The sequence below is a fragment of the Photobacterium sp. GB-72 genome (assembly GCF_003026095.1).
Taxonomy (GTDB): domain Bacteria; phylum Pseudomonadota; class Gammaproteobacteria; order Enterobacterales; family Vibrionaceae; genus Photobacterium.
Map to the genome: position 1 here is coordinate 497,714 of NZ_PYNV01000001.1, position 13,454 is coordinate 511,167.

12 protein-coding genes are annotated in these 13,454 nt (G+C 41.9%); 2 read left to right on the forward strand and 10 right to left on the reverse strand.

What is annotated here, in order from left to right:
• Window positions 1-52: 52 nt before the first annotated feature.
• From sucD to sdhC, 8 genes are all read right to left on the reverse strand, one after another.
• A complete protein-coding gene (sucD, locus tag C9J40_RS02160) occupies window positions 53-925 on the reverse strand; it encodes a succinate--CoA ligase subunit alpha (protein ID WP_005370551.1) in 873 nt (290 codons plus the stop codon).
• Complete coding sequence (gene sucC, locus C9J40_RS02165; protein WP_005370549.1) at window positions 925-2,091, reverse strand: ADP-forming succinate--CoA ligase subunit beta; 1,167 nt, start codon at window positions 2,089-2,091, stop codon at window positions 925-927. The genes sucD and sucC overlap by 1 nt, the downstream gene beginning before the upstream one ends.
• A 147-nt stretch (window positions 2,092-2,238) precedes the next feature.
• Window positions 2,239-3,444 (reverse strand): 2-oxoglutarate dehydrogenase complex dihydrolipoyllysine-residue succinyltransferase, encoded by a 1,206-nt coding sequence (gene odhB, locus C9J40_RS02170; RefSeq protein WP_107205581.1) that lies wholly within the window; start codon window positions 3,442-3,444, stop codon window positions 2,239-2,241.
• 27 nt (window positions 3,445-3,471) lie between these two features.
• Window positions 3,472-6,303 (reverse strand): 2-oxoglutarate dehydrogenase E1 component, encoded by a 2,832-nt coding sequence (gene sucA / locus C9J40_RS02175; RefSeq protein ID WP_107205580.1) that lies wholly within the window; start codon window positions 6,301-6,303, stop codon window positions 3,472-3,474.
• A gap of 117 nt (window positions 6,304-6,420) precedes the next feature.
• Window positions 6,421-7,134, reverse strand: a complete 714-nt coding sequence (locus tag C9J40_RS02180) for a succinate dehydrogenase iron-sulfur subunit (RefSeq protein ID WP_005370542.1) — start codon at window positions 7,132-7,134, stop codon at window positions 6,421-6,423.
• Window positions 7,135-7,149: 15 nt separating this feature from the next.
• Complete coding sequence (gene sdhA, locus C9J40_RS02185; protein WP_107205579.1) at window positions 7,150-8,916, reverse strand: succinate dehydrogenase flavoprotein subunit; 1,767 nt, start codon at window positions 8,914-8,916, stop codon at window positions 7,150-7,152.
• Window positions 8,917-9,264, reverse strand: coding sequence for a succinate dehydrogenase, hydrophobic membrane anchor protein (gene sdhD, locus C9J40_RS02190; RefSeq protein WP_045148138.1), 348 nt, complete (start codon window positions 9,262-9,264; stop codon window positions 8,917-8,919).
• On the reverse strand, window positions 9,258-9,659 hold the full coding sequence (gene sdhC / locus C9J40_RS02195; RefSeq protein ID WP_107205578.1) for a succinate dehydrogenase cytochrome b556 subunit: 402 nt from the start codon (window positions 9,657-9,659) through the stop codon (window positions 9,258-9,260). Before sdhC ends, sdhD begins: the two co-directional genes overlap by 7 nt.
• Before the next feature lie 390 nt (window positions 9,660-10,049).
• On the opposite strand from sdhC, the gene C9J40_RS02200 reads away from it, so the two are divergent.
• Window positions 10,050-11,339 (forward strand): citrate synthase, encoded by a 1,290-nt coding sequence (locus tag C9J40_RS02200; protein ID WP_107205577.1) that lies wholly within the window; start codon window positions 10,050-10,052, stop codon window positions 11,337-11,339.
• Window positions 11,340-11,423: 84 nt separating this feature from the next.
• Here the strand turns inward: C9J40_RS02200 and C9J40_RS02205 are convergent, their stop codons facing one another.
• Together C9J40_RS02205 and C9J40_RS02210 are read right to left on the reverse strand one after the other, a co-directional pair.
• Complete coding sequence (locus C9J40_RS02205; RefSeq protein ID WP_107205576.1) at window positions 11,424-12,182, reverse strand: Nif3-like dinuclear metal center hexameric protein; 759 nt, start codon at window positions 12,180-12,182, stop codon at window positions 11,424-11,426.
• 155 nt (window positions 12,183-12,337) lie between these two features.
• Entirely contained in the window at window positions 12,338-12,535 is a 198-nt protein-coding gene (locus tag C9J40_RS02210; protein ID WP_107205575.1) for a DUF2517 family protein, read from the reverse strand.
• Window positions 12,536-12,662: 127 nt separating this feature from the next.
• Between C9J40_RS02210 and C9J40_RS02215 the strand changes: the two genes are divergently transcribed.
• On the forward strand, window positions 12,663-13,451 hold the full coding sequence (locus C9J40_RS02215; RefSeq protein WP_107245586.1) for a DUF1853 family protein: 789 nt from the start codon (window positions 12,663-12,665) through the stop codon (window positions 13,449-13,451).
• The last annotated feature ends 3 nt before the right edge of the window (window positions 13,452-13,454 follow it).

A 13,454-nucleotide genomic window follows, 5' to 3' on the forward strand; every position in this document is an offset into this window, starting at 1 on the left:
ATAAAAAAGCCCTGCAAATGCAGGGCTTTCATTTTCAATGGGTAGGTAGAGATTACCAATTAGTTACTTCACGTAACGCTTTACCGATATCTGCTAAACTTTTTACTGTCTTAACGCCAGCTTCTTCAAGTGCAGCAAATTTATCTTCAGCCGTACCTTTACCGCCAGAAATAATAGCACCTGCGTGACCCATACGCTTACCAGGAGGTGCGGTAACACCCGCAATGTAAGAAACAACAGGTTTTGTCACGTTCTCTTTAATGTAAGCTGCTGCTTCTTCTTCAGCAGTACCACCGATTTCACCAATCATTACAATCGCTTCTGTCGCTGGATCTTTTTCAAACATTTCAAGGATATCAATGAAGTTTGAACCTGGAATTGGATCACCACCGATACCTACACATGTAGATTGACCAAAGCCTTCATCTGTTGTTTGCTTAACCGCTTCGTAAGTCAATGTACCTGAACGCGATACGATACCTACTTTACCAGCCTTATGGATATGACCCGGCATGATACCAATCTTACACTCATCTGGTGTAATAACACCCGGACAGTTAGGACCAATCATACGAACGCCAGCTTCATCAAGGCGAACTTTAACATCTAGCATATCCAGTGTTGGAATGCCTTCTGTAATCGTTACGATAAGCTCGATGCCAGCATCAATTGCTTCTAAGATTGCGTCTTTACAAAACGGCGCGGGTACATAGATAACTGTCGCTGTTGCACCAGTCACTTCAACTGCTTCGCGTACCGTATTAAATACAGGTAGACCTAGGTGTGTTGTTCCGCCTTTACCTGGAGAAACACCACCCACCATTTGTGTTCCGTACTCAATCGCTTGCTCTGAGTGGAATGTACCTTGTCCGCCAGTAAAGCCCTGACAAATTACTTTGGTATCTTTATTAATTAAAACTGACATTATTTACCCTCCGCTGCAGCAACAACTTTTTCCGCCGCTTCTGTTAACGAAGTCGCAGCAATAATATTAAGACCACTATCTGCAAGTTTCGCTGCACCTACTTCTGCGTTGTTACCTTCAAGGCGAACAACAACTGGTACTTTAACGCCAACTTCTGCAATAGCGCCGATGATGCCATCAGCAATCAAATCACAACGTACAATACCACCGAAGATATTAACCAATACGGCTTTTACGTTGCTATCAGAGAGGATAATTTTAAATGCTTCAGTAACACGCTCTTTGGTTGCACCGCCACCTACATCAAGGAAGTTAGCCGGCTGTCCACCGTGCAGGTTAACGATATCCATCGTACCCATTGCAAGGCCTGCACCATTAACCATACAGCCAATGTTTCCGTCGAGTGCAACGTAATTTAATTCCCACTGTGCAGCATGTGCTTCACGCTCATCTTCTTGCGATGGATCATGCATTTCACGGAGTTTAGGCTGGCGATACATTGCGTTAGAATCGATATTAATCTTACCGTCTAGGCACAATAGGTTATTATCACCCGTGATAACTAGTGGGTTAATTTCAAGCAATGCAAGGTCATATTCAGCGAACATATTTGCTAAGCCCATAAAGATCTTAGTAAATTGTTTAATCTGATCGCCTTTAAGACCCAGTTTGAATGCAAGCTCACGTCCTTGGTATGGCTGAGGCCCAACCAATGGATCAATTGCTGCTTTATGAATAAGTTCAGGTGTCTCTTCTGCTACTTTTTCAATTTCCACACCACCTTCAGTTGATGCCATGAAAACGATACGGCGAGAGCCACGATCAACCACTGCACCTAAGTACAACTCATTGGCAATATTAGATGCTTCTTCAACTAATATTTTGGTTACTGGCTGACCATTAGCATCTGTTTGGTAAGTTACTAGATTTTTACCTAGCCAGTTTTGAGCAAACTGTTTAATACCATCTTTGGTTTCATGTAATTCCACACCGCCCGCTTTACCGCGACCACCAGCGTGAACCTGACATTTAACTACCCACTTACTACCACCAATTTTACCTGCCGCTTCTGCCGCCTGTTGTGGCGTATCGCAAGCGTAACCTTCTGGTACAGGTAAACCATATTCAGCGAATAGCTGTTTTGCCTGATATTCGTGCAAATTCATGATGTTCTATCCGTTTTCTTATCCCTTTGGGACTTGTTATATCCATACGAGGTACTCTTGGGAACCTCTTCGTGATTAGATTTGGCAATTTGACTAACTGTCATTAATAGGCTGAATAATGAGCATTTATCCAGCCTATTTACCAAATTATACGTCTAGTAGTAGACGTGTTGGATCTTCAAGTAACTCTTTAATCGTTACTAAGTAACCCACTGATTCACGACCATCAACTAAACGGTGATCGTAAGATAACGCAAGGTACATCATAGGCAAGATTTCAACTTGTCCATTCACCGCCATAGGGCGATCTTGGATTTTATGCATACCTAAAATCGCAGCTTGTGGTGGATTAATGATCGGCGTCGACATCAATGAGCCAAACACACCACCATTAGTGATCGTAAAGTTACCACCTGTTAAATCTTCAACGGTTAACTTGCCGTCACGACCTTTAATTGCAAGTTCACGAATACCCTTCTCAATTTCAGCAAGGCTTAGCTTATCGCAATCACGTAGAACAGGAGTTACCAGACCACGAGGTGTTGATACTGCAATGCTTACATCAAAGAAGTTGTGATAAACAATATCATCACCATCAATAGATGCATTTACTTCTGGGTAACGCTTTAGTGCTTCAACCACAGCTTTTACATAGAAAGACATAAAGCCAAGACGAATACCATGACGCTCTTCGAAGATATCTTTGTATTGCTTACGAAGATCCATGATTGGTTTCATGTTCACTTCGTTAAACGTTGTTAACATCGCCGTACTATTTTTAGCTTCAAGCAGGCGCTCAGCTACACGCTTACGTAAACGTGTCATAGGCACACGTTTTTCGCTGCGGTGCGCTAGTGGCGTATCAACAACAGGTGCTTTTGTCACAGCTGATGCTGATTGATTCTTTAAGTATGCTTCTACATCTTCTCGAGTAATGCGACCACCAACACCAGAGCCTTTAACAGCACCTGCATCAATACCATGCTCACTTAACAAACGACGAACGGCTGGGCTTAATGCTTCACTTGTTTCTTCTGTTAAAGAGGCGGTGTTACGCTTATTCGGTGACGCTTCAGCTTCTGTTGGTACATCTTTTGTTGGTTCACCAGCAACTGCGCCAACTTTGATTTTACCAATCAACTGTTTAGTAAGAACAGTCGTACCTTCACCTTCAAAAATAGCTTCTAACACGCCATCTTCAGGAGCTGGAACTTCAAGTACTACTTTATCTGTTTCAATATCAACCAATACCTCATCACGAGATACGGCATCGCCAGGTTGTTTGTGCCAAGTGGCAACGGTTGCGTCAGCCACAGATTCCGGGAGGTCGGGAACCAGAATTTCGATTGTCATATCGGTTTTGTCCTTTTTGTTCCAGTTCTAATTATTATTTTGCTCTTGAGGAGCAATTGTTAAAGCGTCTTCTATAAGTGCTTTTTGTTGTTTCAAATGCACCGACATGTAACCTACCGCCGGTGAGGCTGATGCTGGACGTCCGGCATAACTTAAACGCGCACCTGCTGGTAACGCAGAATAGAAGTTATGTTGACTTGAATACCACGCGCCTTGGTTTTGCGGCTCTTCTTGACACCAAACAAAATCAGTTACGTGCTTATATTCAGCAATTGCAGCTTCAACGTCTTCTTTCGGGAATGGGTACAGTTGCTCGATACGAACAATCGCCACATCCTCTTGTTCATTCTTGCGGCGTTGCTCCAGTAAATCGTAATAAACTTTACCTGAACAGAAAACCACACGTTTCACTTTATTTGGTGCTAAATCATCAACTTCAGCAATCGCAGGTAAGAAAGTACCGTTAGCTAAATCGTCTAACGTAGATGTACATAACGGATGGCGCAGCAATGATTTTGGCGACATTACAATTAATGGTCGACGCATTGGACGAACCACTTGACGACGGATCATGTGGTAAACCTGTGCAGGTGTTGATGGAACAACAACTTGCATATTTTGCTCTGCACACAATTGTAAGTAACGCTCTAAACGTGCCGATGAGTGCTCTGGGCCTTGACCTTCATAACCATGTGGTAGCAGCATGGTTAAACCACACATACGCCCCCATTTTTGCTCACCAGAACTGATGAATTGGTCAATCACAACTTGAGCACCATTAGCAAAATCACCAAATTGCGCTTCCCATACCGTCAAACCACTAGGCTCAGCCGTTGCGTAACCATATTCAAAGGCTAATACCGCTTCTTCAGATAACACTGAGTCGATCACTTCAAACGGACCTTGTCCATTGTGAAGATTAGCTAACGGCACATAAGTACTAGCATCTTCTTGGTTATGCAGTACAGCATGACGATGGAAGAAGGTACCACGACCAGAATCTTGGCCTGTAATACGAATACGATTACCTTCGTCAACTAATGTGGCATAAGCCAATGTTTCAGCCATACCCCAATCAAACGCTTTTTCACCCGCAATCATAGCGACGCGATCGTTATATAGCTTTTGAACACGGCTCTGTAAAACATGACTATCTGGATATTGGCAAAGGCGAGCACCTAACTCTTTTAAACGCTCAACAGGCACTTTATTATTCCAATCAACTGTCCAGTCATGGCCTAAGTACGGTGACCAATCAACTGTATGAAGATGCATTGGACGCCATTCTTTTACCACACACTCGCCACGATCTAACGCATCACGATATTCATTGACTAAGCTTGTTGCCGTATCTAAACCAAACACGCCAGTGTCGGTTAAGTAATCGGCATAAATCTTACGAGGCGTAGGATGCTTTTTGATCTTTTGGTACATAAGAGGCTGAGTTGCATTCGGCTCATCCGCTTCATTGTGACCATGACGACGGTAACAAACCAAATCAATAACAACATCACGCTTAAATTCATTACGGAAATCAAACGCAAGTCGAGTTACAAAAGCAACCGCTTCAGGATCATCAGCATTAACGTGGAAAATAGGTGACTGCACCATCTTAGCGATATCAGTACAGTATTCTGTCGAGCGGGTATCATTTGGATTAGAGGTCGTAAAACCAACTTGGTTATTGACGACAATACGAATAGTACCGCCAACACCATAACCACGTGCTTGAGACATATTGAACGTCTCAGCAACAACACCCTGTCCAGCAATCGCTGAATCACCATGGAGTGTAATAGGTAATACTTTAGAACCCGTATCATCACCTAAGCGATCTTGACGAGCGCGGACAGAACCCACAACAACTGGGTTTACAATTTCAAGGTGAGATGGGTTAAAGGCAAGAGCAAGGTGAACATCGCCACCTGGTGTAGCAAAATCTGCAGAAAAGCCTTGGTGATATTTTACATCACCCGTACCCCAGCTTTCGCCGTGCTTACCTGCAAACTCATCAAATAAGTCTTGTGGCTTTTTACCTAATACATTAACTAACATGTTTAGGCGACCACGGTGGGCCATGCCAATAACAACTTCGCGTACACCTTGAGAACCAGCGTGACGGATCAGCTCTTTCATCATTGGAATAAGTGCATCACCACCTTCTAATGAGAATCGCTTAGCTCCAGGGAATTTCGCGCCTAAATAACGCTCAAGACCTTCAGCTGCGGTCAATTCATCAAGAAATGAAAGTTGCTCTTCTTGTGAGAAGGAACCGTGCCCCATTACCGATTCAAGACGTTGTTGGATCCAACGCTTTTCCTCAGTATCTGTAATGTGCATGTATTCTGCACCAATAGAGCCACAGTATGTTTTCTTTAACGCAGCATAAATTTCAGAAAGCTTCATGGTCTCTTGACCAACAGCAAACGAGCCTACGTTAAATGTTTCATTAAAATCTTCATCAGTAAGATTATGGAATGCCGGATCAAGATCTGGAACTAAATCACGCTGCCATAATCCTAATGGATCAAGTTTTGCATTTTGATGCCCACGGAAGCGGTATGCATTAATCAGCTGCAATACCTTTACTTGTTTCGCATCTACATCTGGATCACTGACGGTAGCACTTAAAAAGTTGGTTTCTTTCGCTAAACGTCGGAAATAATCACGAACACGTGAGTGAGGTTGTTCTACAGCAGTCTCATTGACTACCGGTAATTCAACAAAAATATCACGCCATTGCTCGTCAACTAATTCTGGGTCGCTAAGATACAACTCGTAGAGATCTTCTACGTAAGTCGCATTGGCGCCAGCTAAATGTGAAGACTCAAGCCATGCCTTCATAACGCCGTTCTGCATTATTTTCCCTTAACCACTAGTTATCGCCGTTTACACCGATTGTTTAATCAGAGCATTAAGGCCGGATCAATTACTCATTCATTGAATTAACGTCACCGGCATATCGATATTATTTTTTTATACTGCTCGTTTAAGCAGCATTGATTTAATGTGACCAATCGCTTTTGTTGGATTTAGTCCTTTAGGACAAACATTTACACAGTTCATTATGCCATGGCAACGAAAAACACTAAATGCATCATCAAGATTTGATAATCGTTCATCTGTTGCTGTATCACGGCTATCAATTAACCATCGATATGCTGCCAATAAGCCTGCAGGCCCAATAAATTTATCAGGATTCCACCAAAATGATGGGCATGATGTCGAGCAACATGCACACATAATACATTCGTACAAACCATCTAACTGCGCGCGATCTTCAGGCGCTTGGAGGTTTTCACGAGCCGGTGGAACTGCTCCATCATCAATTAAGAAAGGTTTTACTTTTGCATAATTGGTGTAGAACTGTTCCATGTCGATAATCAGATCACGAACAACTGGTAATCCCGGTAAAGGGCGGATAACAATCGTGCTCTTATCCATTAAAGCTGATAATGGTGTAATACAAGCTAAACCATTTTTACCGTTCATATTAATGCCATCAGAACCACACACACCCTCACGACATGAACGACGGAAAGACAGCGTAGAGTCTTGCTCTTTTAACAGTATAAGTGCATCAAGCACCATCATATCTGAGCCTTCTGGCACTTCTAAGGTATACCCTTTCATGTGTGGTGCATTATCCACATCAGGGTTATAGCGATATATTGAGAAGTTGAGTTTCATCTTATCTATCCTCCCTTAGTAAGTACGTGCTTTCGGCGGGAAAGCTTCACGATGAACTGGCGACATATTTACATCACGCTTAGACATAGCTTCTGTCTCAGGGTTGTAAATAGAGTGGCATAACCAATTAGCATCATCACGTTCAGGGAAGTCGAAACGAGCATGAGCACCACGACTTTCAGTACGGTAGTTAGCCGCGACTGCCGTTGCCATTGCTGTTTCCATTAAGTTTTCAAGCTCTAAGCATTCAATACGTTGTGTATTAAACTCAGAAGAAGTGTCATCTAAACGCGCATGCTTTAAACGTTCACGAATTTCTTTTAGCTCTGTAAGACCCGTTGCCATCGCATCACCTTCACGGAAAACCGAGAAGTTGTTTTGCATACAACTTTGAAGATCTTTACGAATTTGAACAGGATCTTCACCTTTTTGCGTAGTGTTCCAACGGTTAACACGGGCTAAAGAGGCTTCTATATCAGAATCTGTGGCAGGACGAGCTTCTGTTTGTGCAGCCAACGTTTCACCTAGATGTAAACCCGTTGCACGACCGAAGACGACCAGATCAAGTAATGAGTTACCACCTAAACGGTTAGCACCATGCACAGATACAGATGCGATCTCACCACAAGCGAAAAGACCTTGTACTTCTTGATCAACACCAGATGCTGTTTGTTTAAGGGCTTGGCCTGATACCTGAGTCGGTACCCCACCCATCATGTAATGACAAGTAGGAATAACTGGAATCGGCTCTTTAACAGGATCAATATGGGCAAAGGTACGCGATAATTCACAAATACCCGGTAGACGCGATTCAAGAACATCTTTACCTAAATGATCAAGTTTCAATTTAATGTGAGGTCCCCATGGGCCATCGCAACCACGACCTTCACGGATCTCAACCATCATTGAACGTGCAACCACATCACGACCAGCCAAATCTTTAGCATTAGGTGCATAACGCTCCATGAAGCGTTCACCATCTTTATTTAAAAGATAACCACCTTCACCACGACAACCTTCCGTTACCAGTACACCCGCGCCAGCAATACCGGTTGGATGGAATTGCCACATTTCCATATCTTGCATTGGCACGCCAGCACGAAGCGCCATACCAACACCGTCACCAGTATTAATGTGCGCATTTGTTGTCGAAGCGTAAATACGGCCAGCGCCGCCTGTTGCAAGGATAGTAGCTTTAGATTTGAAGTAACAAATCTCGCCAGTTTCCATACACAAAGCAGTACAACCTAAAATTGCACCATCTTGGTTTTTTACTAAATCTAACGCATACCACTCAGAAAAAATCGTCGTTTGATGCTTAATATTTTGCTGATAAAGCGTATGAAGTAACGCGTGACCAGTACGGTCAGCAGCAGCGGCTGTACGCGCAGCTTGCTCACCACCAAACTCTTTAGACTGACCACCAAATGGGCGTTGATAGATAGTACCGTTGTCAAAACGCGAAAACGGTAGCCCCATTTTTTCTAATTCAATAACTGACTTAGGGCCATTTTGACACATGTATTCAATAGCATTCTGATCACCAATGTAATCAGAGCCTTTTACTGTGTCATACATATGCCATTGCCAATTATCTGGGTGTGAATTACCCAGCGCAACAGTAATACCGCCCTGCGCAGATACAGTATGAGAGCGCGTAGGGAACACTTTTGATAGCAAGGCACATTTTAGTCCTTGCTCTGAAATTTGTAATGCGGCACGCATACCCGCACCACCAGCACCGATAACAACGGCATCAAACTCACGAACTGCAATGCTCACTTACACACCCCACACAATAAAGAAACCCGCAAATAGGTAAACAAAAAGAATTGCTACAACAACAAACTGCAATCCCACTCTTAAAACGGCAGGTTTAATGTAGTCTGTTAACACTTGCCACAAACCAATCCAAGCATGTACAAGAATGGAAACCAAAGCCAACATAGTAAAAACTTTGGTACTGATTTGATTGAAGAATGCACTCCAAGTTTCAAACGTTAGCTCAGGGCCAAACGCAAAGAAACCAACCATATATACGGTGTAAAGGGTCAAAATGATCGCTGTAGCGCGGATCAGAATAAAATCGTGTATACCATTACGGCCGACGGAAGATACGTTATTTACCATACTAAGCCTCCTGCAAATACTGCTAGTACAGCGACAATTGCAAAACTAACTTTGGTACTTGCAATGCCTGTGTCCATTTCTTCGAAATAACCTAAATCCATCAACAAATGACGGACACCTAAAACAATGTGATAAAACAATGCGGTCAATACTCCCCACAGGATAAATTTCACAAAAAAGCTATCAGTAACACTAACAGCGGATGTAAAACCTTCAGGAGAAGATAAAGATAGGTTTAGCAGCCACAGCAAGATGGCAAGGGATACGAATGTAATCACACCTGAAACGCGGTGTAGGATTGACGCTATCGCAGTAAGCGGAAAGCGAATCGTTTGTAGGTCGAGATTGACAGGTCTTGGCTTTTTTACTTTCACGGTTTGCCCACTCAGCTCCATTGAAGCAATTTATTTTTTTATTAAATTCTCTGAGATATACGTACAAGCCAACAAACAAGTGCAACAAAAATTCAATATTAGGTTATTATTATGTTGAGCAGACGTTGTAAACGTCATTACCTAACTCTTAAAAATAAATGACACATGTTTGTAAAATCCTGGCGGGTAGTATAACCAGAGACCTTGCCTCACTATACGCCCCGTAACATTCAAAAACAATTCCAGTTACATGATGTCAAACACGATTCTCATAAATTAATACTTTTTGATTTAAAGTTATTAACAAGCGCACACAAAGAAGCACAATAATTGACAAAAGTTGCGCCTGACGGTACAACAAATGCACATCCGCATCGGATTAGGATTATAAAAATAGCAAAGGAGATTGTTATGGCAGATAAGAAAGCTACTCTTCATGTTGAAGGGAAAGCACCTATCGAACTGCCGATTATCGGGGGCTCTGAGGGCCAAGATGTAATTGATGTGCGTAAACTTGGTGCAAACGGCTTTTTTACATTTGACCCAGGTTTTCTAGCAACAGCCTCGTGTGAATCTCAAATTACATACATTGATGGCGAAGAAGGAATCTTGCTTCACAGAGGTTTCCCGATTGATCAATTAGCCAATAACGCAGACTATTTAGAAGTTTGTTTTGTCTTGTTATACGGTGAGGTCCCTACCCGAGCTGAATACGAGCAGTTTAGAACAACAGTTACACGCCATACCATGGTGCATGAACAAATCGCGAGCTTTTTCCATGGCTTCCGTCGTGATGCACACCCAATGGCTATAATGTGTGGTGTTGTTGGTGCTTTATCTGCGTTTTATCATGACTCTCTTGATATTAACAACGATACACACCGTGAGATTGCAGCATTTAGATTGTTATCTAAGATGCCGACATTAGCGGCAATGTGTCATAAGTACACCATCGGACAACCATTTATTTATCCTCGTAATGATCTTGATTACGCGGAAAATTTCCTTCACATGATGTTTGCAACACCTTGTGAAGAATATGAAGTAAGCCCTGTCGTTGCGCGTGCTATGGATAAGATCTTTACCCTACACGCAGATCACGAGCAGAATGCTTCAACGTCAACGGTTCGTCTTGCGGGCTCTTCTGGTGCTAACCCATTTGCTTGTATTGCGGCAGGTATTGCATCTCTTTGGGGGCCTGCGCATGGTGGTGCTAATGAAGCTTGTCTTAAGATGCTTGAAGAAATCGGAACTGTAGAAAACATTCCTGAGTTCATTGAGCGTGCAAAAGATAAAGATGACCCATTCCGCCTAATGGGCTTTGGTCACCGTGTTTACAAAAACTACGACCCTCGTGCAACCGTGATGCGTGAAGCTTGTCATGAAGTGCTTGAAGAGCTGAAGATTGAAGATCCATTACTAGATGTTGCAATGGAACTTGAGCGTATTGCGCTTTCTGATGAGTACTTTGTCAGTAAGAAATTATACCCTAACGTAGATTTCTACTCTGGTATTATTTTAAAAGCGATTGGTATTCCAGTATCAATGTTTACGGTGATCTTTGCGATGTCTCGTACCATTGGTTGGATTGCTCACTGGAACGAAATGCACAGTGATCCAACAAATCGTATTGGTCGACCTCGTCAGCTTTATACTGGTGAATCATTTAGAGAATTTAAGCCTCTTCATGAGCGCGAATAAATTTTCTTGAAAGTGATGATAAATAAAAAGGTTGAGTTTAAATACTCAACCTTTTTTATTTCATCTATCAAAAGACTAGCTAGCCTATACTGGGTTATCGATGTCGATAAACGCCACATCAAAGTTATATTCTTGTGCTAACCATTCACCTAATGCTTTTACACCATAACGCTCTGTGGCGTGATGACCCGCAGCAAAATAATGAATACCTAATTCGCGTGCAATATGCGTGGTTCTTTCAGATACTTCACCCGAAATAAAGGCGTCACAGCCTTGCTGAACGGCTAATTCAATATAATCTTGCCCGCCACCAGTACACCACCCCACTTTTTTTATTAAATGAGATGAACTCGGTGCGATATGTAATGGTTCGCGTTGAAGTGCCATCGCAATTCTTGCCGCAAAATCCTCACCACAGATCGCTTGATCTAACTCACCATAAATCGCAACTGAACGAGGATTGCCTAACTCTAAACCACCAGTGATGTCTAAATCTAAACGTTGGGCTAACTGTACATTATTGCCAACTTGCGTATGTACATCTAATGGCAAATGATAAGCATATAAATTAATCCCATTTTCAATCAACGCTTTAATACGTCGATATTTCATACCACGAATTTCAGCAGGCTCACCTTTCCAAAAAAAGCCATGGTGGACAACAATTGCATCGGCTTTCTCTTCAATAGCTCTATCAATCAGTGCCTGACAAGCCGTTACGCCAGTAATAATTTTTTTAACGTCGGGTTTGCCTTCAACTTGTAACCCATTAGGACAATAATCTTTGATCAAGTGAGGAGAAAGAAACTCATTAAGTACGGTTTCTAAAGCAAAATTATTCATCTAATGTTGTCCTTAATCTTATAACTAAAATCTTTTTTAATACTACGATATTAGTTTACTAAAGCTATCTTTATATTAAGAGTTTTCTCTGTATTAACAGTAAATAAATGGTATAAAAAAAGCTGCCAATGGCAGCTTTTCATATTACATGGAAATTATTTTAAGCCTTGCTCAATTTTTTTAAGCCATACAGGCTGAGCGCTAGTTTGCACCCAGTAGCGATGTAAGAAACTACCCATACGCGTACGTTTATTGACAGGTAATAAAAGTAAAACAGGTAATGAAAGCAGTCCTGCTAGTACAACAAAAACGCGACGAAAAGTAATATTGAACTTTGAATACTGAGTGTACATAACAGAATCTCTTTATGACTAAATCTGTCACCACTTTAATCGAGTTTATGAAATATTACTACAGATTTTCGTGTAACTTTTCGTCAATATTGTGTCATACGCCTATATACAAGCGAGTTATGTAAGAATGTTACAAAAAGAAATAGATAAACAATTAACGAAGGATTATCTCGCTACACTCAATATGCCAAATTTAATCTCATCATACGACTATGTCTGTGACGACACTTGGTTTGAGGTATTTAATCGCGACGCACAACTTCCCTGCATAGCGCCCTATACTGGAAATCGCCGCTTAGGGTTTTACTATCAATGGCTATGGCAGCAATTAATTATTTCTCACCCTCATTACGAATTGATGGAAGAAGAAGTCCAACTTCATTGGCATAAACAGACTGTTGGCTCTATTGATTTTCTGGTTAAAAACTTACGGACTGATGAAATTGAACATTGGGAAGTCGCCATCAAATTTTATCTCGCCTATAACAATAGCTGGCCAGGACCAAATGCTAAAGACAATCTCGATAAGAAAACCAATCGAATGATTGAACATCAACTCAGACTGAGTGAGCATGATGCATTTAAAACTACCTTTGATGAACAGCCAACCAAACGTCGACTCATCATGCAGGGGCGATTATTTCACGCTTGGCCTGAACCACAGCAAGGCTCAACTATTATTATCAACCCAAAGGCTAACACAGGATTATGGTGTTATCAGTCTGATGCTGCACATCTAGTTTTGAAAGTATTGACGAAAAAGCAGTGGATCGCGCCACCTGCTTTCGCTGAACTTGATAAATATCTCGACCTAAATCAAATTACCGTACCAACACAGGCTGTTGATAAAAAAGATAGAGTATGGTTTATCGTTCCGAATCACTGGCCAAAGCATAATAGTGAATTGAGAACATAAGCT

Excerpts from the sequence above, each read along its gene's own strand:
- sdhD (WP_045148138.1), bottom strand. The coding sequence starts at position 9,264 with ATGGTAAATAACGTATCTTCCGTCGGCCGTAATGGTATACACGATTTT.
- C9J40_RS02180 (WP_005370542.1), bottom strand. The coding sequence starts at position 7,134 with ATGAAACTCAACTTCTCAATATATCGCTATAACCCTGATGTGGATAAT.
- sucA (WP_107205580.1), bottom strand. The coding sequence starts at position 6,303 with ATGCAGAACGGCGTTATGAAGGCATGGCTTGAGTCTTCACATTTAGCT.
- C9J40_RS02215 (WP_107245586.1), top strand. The coding sequence starts at position 12,663 with ATGTTACAAAAAGAAATAGATAAACAATTAACGAAGGATTATCTCGCT.
- C9J40_RS02200 (WP_107205577.1), top strand. The coding sequence starts at position 10,050 with ATGGCAGATAAGAAAGCTACTCTTCATGTTGAAGGGAAAGCACCTATC.
- C9J40_RS02205 (WP_107205576.1), bottom strand. The coding sequence starts at position 12,182 with ATGAATAATTTTGCTTTAGAAACCGTACTTAATGAGTTTCTTTCTCCT.
- odhB (WP_107205581.1), bottom strand. The coding sequence starts at position 3,444 with ATGACAATCGAAATTCTGGTTCCCGACCTCCCGGAATCTGTGGCTGAC.
- sucC (WP_005370549.1), bottom strand. The coding sequence starts at position 2,091 with ATGAATTTGCACGAATATCAGGCAAAACAGCTATTCGCTGAATATGGT.
- sdhC (WP_107205578.1), bottom strand. The coding sequence starts at position 9,659 with ATGGAGCTGAGTGGGCAAACCGTGAAAGTAAAAAAGCCAAGACCTGTC.
- sucD (WP_005370551.1), bottom strand. The coding sequence starts at position 925 with ATGTCAGTTTTAATTAATAAAGATACCAAAGTAATTTGTCAGGGCTTT.
- C9J40_RS02210 (WP_107205575.1), bottom strand. The coding sequence starts at position 12,535 with ATGTACACTCAGTATTCAAAGTTCAATATTACTTTTCGTCGCGTTTTT.